Origin of the sequence: Sphingobacterium anhuiense (genome assembly GCF_042686355.1) — a bacterium.
Lineage (GTDB): Bacteria > Bacteroidota > Bacteroidia > Sphingobacteriales > Sphingobacteriaceae > Sphingobacterium > Sphingobacterium anhuiense.
On the sequence record NZ_JBHUPE010000011.1, the window covers coordinates 158,144 to 170,524 of the forward strand.

A 12,381-nucleotide genomic window follows, 5' to 3' on the forward strand; every position below is an offset into this window, starting at 1 on the left:
AGGTCGTTTCTAGTTTAAATTTGTGCAAATATATAAATATTAGATTACTTTTTCTTAAAGAATGCTGTTAACAAACCACTTGCCAGTTTCCCCAACAACTTTACTCCCTCTCTTGCAAGTGTGGTGGTCGCTGTTTTCTGAGCGGCTTCGAGGGGTGTTTGTCTTCTCGAACTGCTCTTAGAAAGCTTAGCTTCTTCTTTTTCTCGATCTTGCTGTATCTGCTGATCATTTGCCACTTTCATTCTTTCATCAACAATCTCAGCTGCAGAGCGATTTTCCTCACGTTGTTGATATTTCAAATACAAATCAGATTGCTTGACAAGCTGATCGTAAGTTGTTGCATCTGTAGGTCCCATGACAGCTCTTGCTGGTACTAGATGTGTGGCAACAACTTCTGTAGGAATTCCTTTATCATTCAGCACTGTAATGAGTGCCTGTCCTGTTCCTAAGGATGTTAATATTTGATCGATTGCATAAAAATCTGATTTAGGATATGTTTTGACAGTTTTTCTTAAATTCTCAGCATCATTCGGAGTAAAAGCACGCAAAGCATGCTGTACGCGATTCCCCAACTGTGCCAACACAGACTCGGGAATATCTGTTGGTGACTGAGTACAAAAGAATACGCCTATACCTTTTGATCGAATCAATCTAACGATCTGCTCTACCTGCGTCAGAAATGCTTTAGAAGCATCTTTAAATAGTAGATGAGCTTCATCAAAGAAAAATACCAACTTTGGTTTATCCAAATCGCCTACTTCTGGTAAATTTTTAAACAACTGGGCTAATATACTTAATAGAAATGTTGAAAATAACACCGGTTGATCCTGAACATCCGAAATATTCAATAAACTAATGACACCTCTGCCATCTACTTTTTGAAATAAATCTTGGATATCAAATTCCTTCTCTCCAAATATATGAGCAACACCCTGTTGTTCTATAGCAACTATCTTACGTAAAATAGTTCCGGAACTCGATGTACTTATTTTACCATAATCATCTTTAATCTCCTCACTTCCTGGACCATCGGCGAGGTAACTCAGTAACTTTTTAACATCATTAAAATCAACCAAAGGCATATTATGATCTTGTGCATATTTAAAGATTGCAGCTAACACTCCAGTTTGTGTATCATTCAGTTCTAAAATACGGGACAAAAGAATTGGACCAACATCAGACACTTTTATCCGCATTGTTGTTCCTTTATTACCTGTCAAAGAAAATAATTCGATGGGAAAACTTGCAGGTACAAACGGAACACCCACAGCATCTCCACGATCTATAAGCGCTTGATTGGTTTGTCCTTCAACAGCTAAGCCCGATAAATCACCTTTAACATCTAACATAAACACGGGAACTCCTGCATCAGACAACTGTTCAGCAATTAATTGCAAAGTACGTGTTTTCCCAGTTCCGGTTGCTCCTGCAATTAAGCCATGTCGATTCATCATTTTTAAAGCCAGGTTAACTTTAGCCTCTGATAAAATATTACCATCCAAAATACCTGCACCTAAATAAATATAGGCTCCTTTTGGATTGTATGATGCTTTTACTTTTTCAATAAATAGTGTTTGATCTTCCATTACTTAATTTGCTAATTTTTAAAACCCAAACAGTTAACGCTTGAGAAATCTCTTCATTTTTTACATTTAATTTTTCCTCTATTAAAGATAGAACGAAATATTGAGTCTTTGTAATTTTTTTGTCAGCATGGATTTTTTTTTAAAAAGTTCACAATTTTTTAACATGAAAAATGTATTTTTACATACTCTAAATAGGGGACAGATACAGTTTTGAAGAAAGATGTTTAATAAAAAAATTAGAAATATAGCCGCTTTATTATGTGCTTTAATCTTTTTCACAAAGATGAGCATATCAATAACACCTATATTTTCAACTTTATTAGATCAAAATACTATTCTTCAAATTGTGCTTCAATTAGAAATTGAGAACAACAATGGAGCACATAGTGATCATAATGAGTCCGGATCAAAGTTTTTTAATGCCAAAACTGAAGAATCTTACTTTTTAGCGATCATAACTGATAACCACGGAAAACAAAAGCACTACTTGAAAAATGAAAAAAGTATTCGTGCATTCCACCCATCTGTTCCTACGCCGCCTCCTAACTGCTAGGCTTCCTGTACATGCTTTGGCATGACCTCAACTTTGGTCAGATCTGACTAAAGGAAAATCTTATATAAAAAAACAGGTAAAATTTTAGACAAAAACTAATGTTTGGAACTCGTATGTCTGCTTTTCTGAAACTATCGAAAAGAGACTTAAAATATGATGTACCCGCTAGTGTTGTGGTGTTTTTAGTAGCACTTCCACTATGTTTGGGTATTGCAATGGCTTCTGGTGCGCCATTGTTTGCAGGATTGTTAACTGGAGTAATTGGCGGTGTAGTCGTTTCTTCTATCAGTAAATCACCTTTAAGCGTCAGTGGTCCTGCAGCTGGTCTTACAGTTATCGTTTTAGGAGCCATTCAGAGTCTTGGAGCTTATGAAACGTTTTTATTAGCCGTAGTTATTGCTGGAGTACTTCAGTTGATTCTAGGTATTGTAAAGGCGGGAATGATTGGTAATTATTTCCCATCCTCGGTTATTGTTGGAATGCTTGCTGCCATTGGGATTACCATTATATTAAAGCAAATTCCTTTGGCACTTGGTATGTTGGAAACACATGCTTTTGAACTTGATAACGGCCATGGAATTGGTGCATTTACAGACACTTTGGTATCTTCAATTGGCCCTGGGGCTTTGATTATCTGCATCTTATCACTGATTGTTTTAATTTATTGGCCAAGCATACCGAAATTAAAAAGTATTCCTGCTCCACTAATCGTAGTGGCTTTAGGTATCGGATTATCATTTGCCTTTAATGGAACAGCATTTCAATTGGCAGAGTCACAGTTTGTACTTGTACCTATTGTAAATTCCTTTGCAGAATTTACAGGGCTCTTTACGCTTCCCGATTTCACACAGATCATCAATAAAGAAGTTTGGATTGTTGCTTTCACCATTGCGATTATTGCCAGTTTAGAAACACTATTGAGTATTGAAGCGGTCGATAAAATTGATCCATTTAAAAGAAATACGCCGACCAATCGGGAACTGATTGCACAAGGAGTTGGTAACATAACAAGTGGTCTATTGGGTGGTTTACCAATGACGTCAGTTATTGTACGTTCATCAGCGAATGTAAATGCTGGAGGAAGAACAAGACAATCTGCCTTACTTCATGGTATGTGGTTATTACTAGCGATTCTGATCATACCTAACGTATTAAATTTCATCCCACTATCTTGTTTAGCTGCTATTCTATTGCAAACTGGCTATAAGCTAGCGAAACCAGCTTTATTTACATCCATGTATAAAAAAGGACTTGACCAGTTTATTCCTTTCTTTGCAACAATTGTGGCAATTGTATTTACAGACTTATTAATGGGTGTAGGTATTGGTCTTGTGGTAGCCACTTTTTATATTTTAAAAGCTAATATGCAGAATGCTTTCAAATTTGATATCGTCAAACAAAATGACTACGACAAAGCTGTAATCACTTTAGCGGAAGAAGTATCTTTTTTAAACAAAGCTCCTATTCAACAAAAGCTTTATAGTCTTCCAAAATCTGTTGGCCTTATTGTTATTAACGGTACAGGTAGTAAATTCATTGATAAAGATGTTATCGAGGTCATTAAAGATTTTGAACAGAATGCCCTGACCAAAGGAAAGCGCATTGAATTGACAGATATTGAATACAAGAAAAAATAATAAAATAAAAACAATTAATTAACGAGATTTGTATCCTATAAGGGATAAAACATACAGCACATGACTGAATGAACTGTATTAATATATATATAAAATGGAAAAAGATTTAGAAATAGGATTTAAAAAAATTTTACAAGGAAATCGTGAGTGGATGGACTTTGTTAAGAATGATACGACTGGTCGTTTTCAACAATTAGCAAAAGGTCAAAATCCAGAAATTTTATGGATTGGTTGCGCTGATAGTCGTGTTCCTGCAAATGAAATCACAGGTACTAAACCTGGAGAAGTATTTGTACACCGTAATATCGCAAACATGTGTGTGCATTCGGACATGAGCATGTTATCAGTACTCGATTACGCTGTAAATGTATTAAAAGTAAAGCAGATTATTATTGCTGGTCACTACGGCTGTGGTGGTGTAGCGGCATCATTAAGCCGTAATCAATTTGGAATTATTGATAACTGGTTATGTCACATCAAAGATGTTTATCGTTTGCATGCGACAGAAATAGATGCAATTGAAGATCATGATAAAAAAGTTGATCGTTTAATTGAGTTGAATGTGCAAGAGCAGGTATTTAACTTATGTACAACTTCGATTATCCAAAATGCTTGGAAAGATAGAAACGATCTAGCTGTTCATGGAATGGTCATCAACATCGGAACAGGTGAATTAACAGATCTTGATTGTACGTTCACGAGTAACGAAGATCTTGGAGATGTATTCTCTTATAGATAGCATATAAAAGGATCGGGCAACCGATCCTTTTACTATTAAAAACAGTTCTTTACACCATCTCTTCTCTCCGTTACAACTCACTCATTTTTCTTTCGAAACAACTTACTTTAAAATGTAAGAACTACTACGGATAATTCGAAGTAATACTTAACTTTGTATTATGATAAACGAGGAGAAATCATTAAATTTTATTGAAGAAATTATCGAAGCAGATCTTCGTAATGGGACCCATGATGGGCGTGTATTGACACGTTTCCCTCCCGAGCCAAACGGCTATCTTCACATCGGTCATGCAAAATCTATTTGCTTAAACTTTGGTTTAGGGCAGAAATACAATGGCCAGACCAACTTACGTTTTGACGACACTAACCCCGTGACAGAAGATACGGAGTACGTTGAAAGTATTAAAAACGACATTCAATGGCTTGGCTTCAACTGGGCACAGGAATTATATACTTCTGATTATTTTGACACCCTTTATCAATATGCTATAGACCTCATCAAAAAAGATTTGGCTTATGTAGATGATAGTACTGCCGAAGAAATTGCAGCAGCCAAAGGTACGCCAACTGAACCTGGAGTTCCAACTCCTAATCGCAGTCGTAGCATTGAAGAGAATTTGGTTCTTTTTCAAGAAATGAAAGATGGTAAATACCAAGATGGTGAAAAAGTGTTACGTGCTAAGATAGATCTTGCAAATCCAAATATGCACTTACGTGATCCGTTGCTATACCGCATCAAACACGCACATCACCACCGAACTGGAAATAAATGGTGTATTTATCCCATGTATGATTTTGCACATGGACAATCCGATTCTATCGAAAAAATCACACATTCTATCTGTACGTTAGAATTTATTCCACATCGTGCATTGTACGACTGGTGTATTGAAAAACTAGAAATCTATCCTTCAAAGCAATATGAATTTGCGCGTTTAAACATGACCTACACCGTTATGAGTAAGCGTAAGCTTTTACAATTGGTAAATGATAAATTTGTAGAAAGTTGGGATGATCCACGTATGCCTACTATTTCAGGTTTACGCAGAAGAGGTTATACTCCAGCAAGTATCCGTACTTTCTGTGATAAGATCGGCGTCGCTAAACGCGAAAATATGATTGATGTGAGTCTGTTGGAATTCTGTATTCGTGAGGATCTGAATAAAACAGCATGGAGAAGAATGGCTGTGCTAGACCCTATTAAATTAGTGATCACAAACCTTCCTTCTGACCACATTGAAGAACTACATGGTGAAAACAACCCAGAAGTTGAGGGTGGTGAAGGTTCTCGTATGATTCCTTTTTCAAATGAATTATGGATTGAACGTGATGACTTTATGGAAGATGCTCCAAAGAAATTTTTCCGTTTAGGTCCTGGCCTTTCTGTGCGTCTAAAAAATGCATATATAGTAACCTGTCATGATTTCGTTAAAGATGCAAATGGTCAAGTAGCAGAAGTACACTGTACTTATGTGCCCAATTCAAAATCTGGCGAAGATACTTCAGGAATGAAAGTTAAAGGAACTATTCACTGGGTTTCTGTGCCACATGCTAAAGAAACAGAAATCAGATTGTACGATCGTTTATTTAACGACGAGAATCCTGCTGCTTCAGAAAACTTCAAAGAATCGATTAATCCAGATAGTTTAAAAATCAGCAAAGCATTTATTGAACCTGATTTGTTAAATGCAATCCCTGGAAAAGGTTATCAGTTTATCCGTTTAGGGTATTTCACTTTAGATACATCTTCTAAACCAGATCACTTGGTTTTCAACCGTACGGTCGGACTAAAAGACTCTTGGGCCAAGGAAGTTAAAAAAGGATAATATTAATATTAACAAAAAAGGGAAGCAGCTGCTTCCCTTTTTTTAATATATCATTCTGATAGATACATCTTTTTATATTTATTGCTCAGCTCAGCAATATATGCATATCGGTCCTTTTCTTTTGTATTAGAAAGTATACGTTCATATAGATCGACCGAGTCAAGAGCCATCCTTATATTTTGAACTTCCAACCCGTTTTCAGGTTTGTCAATAGCTAGTTGTTGATAATAATCCATATGCTCTGTTAAAAATTTCATATTACGATCAACCAGCTGGTTTGCAAATTTTATTTCTCCAGTTTTATAAAGCGTATCAATAACATCCCCATAACTCGTCACATCAGACATACTATATAGTCTTTGGGGTAATTCATTAAATGCTTTTACTGCCACTTGTCTCGCTTTTTCGGTCTCCCCTTTTGCCAATAGGGTTCGCGCTGCTTTCCCGAAAATCTCTTCTGCATACATACCTGCAAAACGGAAGGAATCCGTATCAAGATAAGTTGCTTGATGTATGTTTCCCCAAGCGTATTTATCAACAATATTTTTATATAATTTATCGACATTAATTAGAGACTCCCCTTTTTCAAGCTTTGCTTCTATAGGCATCAACCGTTTGGCAAACCCTTCATTAACCATGTATTTATCCAATCCCATCAAACTTTCAGCGGGTACCATTCCTGAAAAATAAATTGGTCTTTTCCAATTATTATTCACAAGAACAGACATCAAGCCTAGATCTGCGCGAGTGACGTAATCATTACCAAAAGTCCACTCCATTTGTTTTGGGATCTCACTTTCCCATTCTTGAGGTACGACTTTATTTCTAATGACATCTTCCTTATTCACGGCAAGCTTCAAGCTTTTTGTTGGCAGAAAATTTTCATATTGTCCGTCTCTCATTTGAAGTTTGTTATCATTACTATCTGATAATAAAAAATCCAACAACAAGTTTATATCTGTAGATCCTGCTAAATTCAGATCATGGTAAGGCAAAGATTCTCGAAGGCCTTTTGCCACCTTTTCATTCGGTATCGTGATCGGCAATCCTGCGGCCTGATAGGTACCATTTTTCACCTGGCGGAAATACCAGTCAGAAGTCAAATAACTGATCACCACTATTCTAACATCCCGCCGAACACCTTCTACTTCTTGTAAATACCATAGCGGAAAAGTATCATGATCACCGTAAGTAAACAGGATCGCATTGGGAGCGCAGGTTTCTAAATAATTTTTCGCCATATCCCGAGCTAACGATTTCTCCGATCGATTATGATCATCCCAATTTTGACTAATAAGAATCAATGGGCCAGCTATGAGACATAATGATGTAGCAAGCAGATTTGCATTTCTTTCATTAATATATTTTTTAAAAAATTCAGAAATAGCAAATACACCTAATCCAATCCAGATTGCGAAAGCATAAAATGATCCTGCATAAGCATAATCACGTTCACGTGGTTGCAAAGGAGATTGATTTAAATAGATAACGATGGCCAATCCTGTAAACATAAATAAAAGACTAACAACAGCAGCATCTTTCTTGTTACGTTTAAAATGCCATAGCGCACCTGCGAATCCAATTATTAGCGGAAGGAAAAAATAGGTATTCCGAGATGGATTATGGATCATTTCATCCGATAATTTAGATTGTCCACCTATATGTAAATTGTCGATAGCCTTAATCCCCGATAACCAATTTCCTTCTGTTAAAGAACCGTGTCCCTGCTGATCATTTTGCTTTCCAACAAAGTTCCACAGGAAATAACGTGCATACATATGCCCCACTTGATAGTTAAAGAAGAATTTCAAGTTGTCAGCAAAATTTGCTTTTCTTCCTTCTTCAATACCTAAATAACCTTTATAAAAATATTGATGATAGGGTTTTTGACTGTAAATCCTTGGGAAAATGGTTTCTCTATCAAATTGATAACTTGCGGCTCTTTTTATTGGTGTATACTGGTGGTTGTCTTTTCTATAATCAATACGTTCATTGATACCTATCGGATTTGCATCAAAATATTGCCCTTTTATGAGTGGCTCAGATTCATACTGTTCTCTACTTAAATAACCCAAGAAAGAAAATACGTTTTCAGGATCATTATTATTTAAGGAAGGGTTAGCATTAGCCCTTAGCAATACCATAGTGAAAGAGCTATATCCTAATAAAATAAAACAGGTTGCCAAAATCGCTGTATTCAAAATAACTTTTCCTTTTCTTATGGAGTAATATATGCCATAAATTAATGCCGATAAGATCATTATGACAAAAACGAATATGCCCGATCCAAATCCTAATCCAAGTGTATTGACAAAGAACAAATCAAACTTGGCAGCAAATTTAATAAGGTACTGGATTATTCCCCACAGAATAATGGCCAATATTCCTAGTCCAATAAACAATGCTTTACTAATTCCCCAAAACGTTGTACGCTCAGTTTTCTTAAAATAAATAATAAGCGCTATCGCTGGAATAACTAATAGATTCAATAAATGAACTCCTATTGAAAGTCCAATAATATAGGCGATGACAATAAGCCAACGATCTGCATGCGGTTTATTAGCACGTGCTTCCCATTTTAGAATTGCCCAGAATACGACTGCTGTACATAAGGATGACATCGCATAAACTTCAGATTCTACTGCTGAATACCAGAATGTATCGGAAAAACTGTAAGCTAAAGCTCCCACCATGCCTGATCCCATTATTTTAATTAGGTGATTTTTATCATTGGATTGATGATCAGATTGGATAATTTTTCTTGCTAATGCTGTTATGGTCCAAAACAAAAACATAACTGTCAAACCACTGCATATAGCAGAACCCACATTCATCCAAAATGCAATCTGAGCTAAATTTCCTAAAGCAAAATTTGAAAATATATTCTGCAACATTAGAAACAAAGGTGCTCCAGGCTGATGAACAATCTGAAGTTTATATGCTGATGCAATAAATTCACCAGTATCCCACCAGCTTGTTGTTCGCTCTGCTGTGATAATGAAAACGGATGTTGCTATGATGGCACATAGCCAACCTAACACGTTGTTTAATTTCTTATAATCCATGAATGATTCAGGTTTAATTGATTATTTGATAAATCAAATTAATTTTCAATTAAATATAATAAAAAGAGATTTCATTTGAGGGTGATTAACTTTTTTTAACAAAAATTGAAACGCATAAAAAAGCCTGCTATAATGGGATAGCAGGCCTTTTTATACGATATAAGTCTTAGAATAACTTTTCTACAATACTTTTAGTTGGTCCAGGATTACTCATGGTATAAAAATGTAAAACTGGCGCACCAAAGTCAATTAATTCTTTACATTGTTGTACCAACCACTCTTCTCCGACTTGTCTCACGTCTGCATTATTTTTACATCCGGATACTGCTTCACTCAATTCCTCTGGAATATCCAAGTGAAAAATTTTCGGAAGCGTAATCAGTTGTTTTTTTGTTGTCAATGGTTTTAAACCTGGTATAATTGGAATATGAATATCATTTTCCCTGCACTTATTGACAAACTCTTTATATTTTTCAACATTAAAGAACATTTGTGTAACAATAAACTCAGCCCCCATCTCAACCTTCTTTTTTAACCATTTAAAATCGGTATTAAAATTTGGCGCTTCGAAATGTTTTTCAGGATATCCTGCAACGCCAATACAAAAGTTGGTCTTTTCTGAAATCGCAATATCCTCATGTAAGTACTGTCCTTGGTTCATATCGGCAACCTGCTGTAAAAGATCTGTTGCAAATGCATGACCACCTTCTGTTGGTATGAAATCAGGATCGCCTTTTCTTGCATCACCTCTCAATACGAGCACATTGTCAATACCCAAGAAGTTCAAATCTATCAAAGCATTTTCGGTTTCCTCTTTTGTGAAACCACCACAGATAAGATGAGGTACAGCATCCACTTTATACTTATTCATAATAGCGGCACAAATTGCAACAGTCCCTGGACGTTTACGATAAGCCACACGTTCTAATAAACCGCTCTCGTGCTTCTTATACATGTAGTCTTCTCTATGATAAGTCACATCGATAAAGGGAGGCTTGAATTCCATAAGTGCATCCATTGTTTTAAAAATACTTTGGATACCTTGCCCCTTAGCTGGTGGCAACAGTTCAAAAGAAAACAAAGTTTTTCCTTTGGCATTACTGATATGATCAACGATTTTCATTAATATTTTTTAAAGTGATTTTGGTTGGCTTACATCGAAATGCACAAGTGGACTTGTTTCAACTTATCTTTCCCAGCTCTGAGTTGGGGTAGAATGTAGCACCTTATAAAATAACAGGTTGCTAAGGCTTCATTGGGTCTATTCCCTCGGCCTTTCTCTATAAGCATCGGCTAATATCGGCAATAGAAATTTATAATCAAAATAATATTAAGGTCATGCCTAAAATAATGCCCCAATAAAACGTTTATTAAAATGGATTTCTTTAAATAAAAAAGGAGTTACTGCATATAACTACAGTAACTCCTTTTTATTAATCTGTATATCGTGAAGACTTTAAATCTCCTTATATAGCTCAACCAAACCATCTGGTAAATCAACCTCTAAAACTTTATCCTCTGAATCAATTCCTAGCATAAGATCGTCATTTAATGGGAACATCAATTCTTTTCCATTAAAGTCTACTGTTGCTATAAATTGCTGAGGCATTTCCTGTACATGTTTAATCTCTCCTAATTCTCCATGAACTTCATCAATCACCAAGTATCCAATTAAATCCGTATACCTAAAATCATCAGGATCACGCTCTGGCATTTTATCATTTGGAAGGTATATTTTCTTACGCACTAAAGGTTGTGCTTTATCAATATGATCGACATCTTCTAAATTTAAATAGGCTGTACTATTTGATTGGTATTTGATATTGTCGACAAAGTAAGGCACTAATTTTTTATTCACTTCAGCAAATAAAACATCAAAGTCTAAATCTTGATAATCTTCAAATTCAAAAAAAAGCTGAAGCTCACCTTTTAATCCACGTGTTTTGCTAATATAACCGATGTAAAAACTTTCTTCTATGGTCATGTTCTAATTTGAAAGTGCAAATTTAAAAATATAAATATATAAATACAGTACTTCGTAGGTATAGCAACTACATTCTTAAAAAAAAGCCGGATCAAAATTGAACCGGCTTTCTTGATACTGTATGAAAGAAAAATTAACCTTCAGTTTCTTCTGCAGCAGGAGCTTCAGTTTCTTCAGCAGGAGTTTCTTCTACAACTGGCGCATTTTTAGCGGCAATAGCAGCAGCTTTTTCTTCTTTTTTCTTAGCTTCAGCAGCTAATGCAATTTTCTTAGCTTCAGCTTTAGTAGTTGCTAAACCGTCTTTTTTACCAGCAGTTCTTGCATCATTAGCTTCAGTCCAAGCTACAAATTTAGCTTCAGCAGCAGCTTCATCAAATGCACCTTTTTTAACACCGCCTAATAAGTGTTTTTTGTATAAAACACCTTTATCCGAAAGGATAGTACGAGCTGTGTCAGTAGGTTGTGCACCATTATTCATCCAATCCAAAGCTTTGTCAAAATCCAAAACGATAGTCGCTGGATTTGTGTTTGGGTTATAAGAACCAATACGTTCGATGAATTTACCATCACGTGGAGCACGTGCATCTGCTACTACTAGGTGGTAAAAAGGACGTCCTTTTTTACCATGTCTTTGCAATCTGATTTTAGTTGCCATGTTTTTGTGTTATTTATGTATTCAACATATCCCCCGTGCTACATGCAAGAGGGGACGCAAAGATACAAAGGATTATTGGAAGTTAAAAACTAAAAATAGAAGTCAACTTCCACAGAATAAGAATGATGACAAATAAGCGTCATTATATACCATTATGGCCAAATTATTTCATGCACACCGTCTTAGTCTTACAACGAAACAAATCATAGATGCCATCTGGATGATACAAATTTATATAGGGAATTAATTTGTAATTTTGCCTTATTTCTAAAGGTTCCGTACACATTAGCAATTTTGTCTATTCAAATTAATAAGCGTATTTTCATCCTTCCAA

General features: G+C 35.6%; 9 protein-coding genes and 1 riboswitch. Of the genes, 4 read left to right on the forward strand and 5 right to left on the reverse strand.

Features of this window, described 5'->3' with window-relative positions:
• Window positions 1–44: 44 nt before the first annotated feature.
• Window positions 45–1,586 (reverse strand): helicase HerA-like domain-containing protein, encoded by a 1,542-nt coding sequence (locus ACFS6I_RS20675; protein ID WP_380923446.1) that lies wholly within the window; start codon window positions 1,584–1,586, stop codon window positions 45–47.
• Between the two features lie 283 nt (window positions 1,587–1,869).
• On the opposite strand from ACFS6I_RS20675, the gene ACFS6I_RS20680 reads away from it, so the two are divergent.
• The 4 genes from ACFS6I_RS20680 (at window position 1,870) to ACFS6I_RS20695 (ending at window position 6,343) form a co-directional block, all read left to right on the forward strand.
• Window positions 1,870–2,139, forward strand: coding sequence for a hypothetical protein (locus tag ACFS6I_RS20680; RefSeq protein WP_380923448.1), 270 nt, complete (start codon window positions 1,870–1,872; stop codon window positions 2,137–2,139).
• 98 nt (window positions 2,140–2,237) lie between these two features.
• On the forward strand, window positions 2,238–3,776 hold the full coding sequence (locus ACFS6I_RS20685) for a SulP family inorganic anion transporter (RefSeq protein WP_380923450.1): 1,539 nt from the start codon (window positions 2,238–2,240) through the stop codon (window positions 3,774–3,776).
• A gap of 94 nt (window positions 3,777–3,870) precedes the next feature.
• Window positions 3,871–4,515 (forward strand): carbonic anhydrase, encoded by a 645-nt coding sequence (locus ACFS6I_RS20690; RefSeq protein ID WP_380923452.1) that lies wholly within the window; start codon window positions 3,871–3,873, stop codon window positions 4,513–4,515.
• A 160-nt stretch (window positions 4,516–4,675) separates the two neighbouring features.
• On the forward strand, window positions 4,676–6,343 hold the full coding sequence (locus tag ACFS6I_RS20695) for a glutamine--tRNA ligase/YqeY domain fusion protein (RefSeq protein WP_380923454.1): 1,668 nt from the start codon (window positions 4,676–4,678) through the stop codon (window positions 6,341–6,343).
• Between the two features lie 50 nt (window positions 6,344–6,393).
• Here the strand turns inward: ACFS6I_RS20695 and ACFS6I_RS20700 are convergent, their stop codons facing one another.
• The 4 genes from ACFS6I_RS20700 to ACFS6I_RS20715 form a co-directional block, all read right to left on the reverse strand.
• The gene (locus ACFS6I_RS20700) at window positions 6,394–9,408 is read right to left on the reverse strand and encodes a glycosyltransferase family 117 protein (RefSeq protein ID WP_380923456.1); all 3,015 of its coding nucleotides are present in this window, start codon (window positions 9,406–9,408) and stop codon (window positions 6,394–6,396) included.
• 166 nt (window positions 9,409–9,574) lie between these two features.
• Window positions 9,575–10,531 carry a methylenetetrahydrofolate reductase [NAD(P)H] gene (gene metF, locus ACFS6I_RS20705; RefSeq protein WP_132769319.1) on the reverse strand — a complete coding sequence of 319 codons (957 nt, stop codon included), beginning with the start codon at window positions 10,529–10,531 and terminating at the stop codon, window positions 9,575–9,577.
• A gap of 60 nt (window positions 10,532–10,591) precedes the next feature.
• Window positions 10,592–10,697: riboswitch (SAM riboswitch) on the reverse strand.
• 167 nt (window positions 10,698–10,864) lie between these two features.
• Entirely contained in the window at window positions 10,865–11,392 is a 528-nt protein-coding gene (gene rimM, locus ACFS6I_RS20710) for a ribosome maturation factor RimM (protein WP_132769321.1), read from the reverse strand.
• Window positions 11,393–11,525: 133 nt separating this feature from the next.
• Entirely contained in the window at window positions 11,526–12,047 is a 522-nt protein-coding gene (locus tag ACFS6I_RS20715; RefSeq protein ID WP_021189406.1) for a 30S ribosomal protein S16, read from the reverse strand.
• Window positions 12,048–12,381 lie beyond the last annotated feature (334 nt).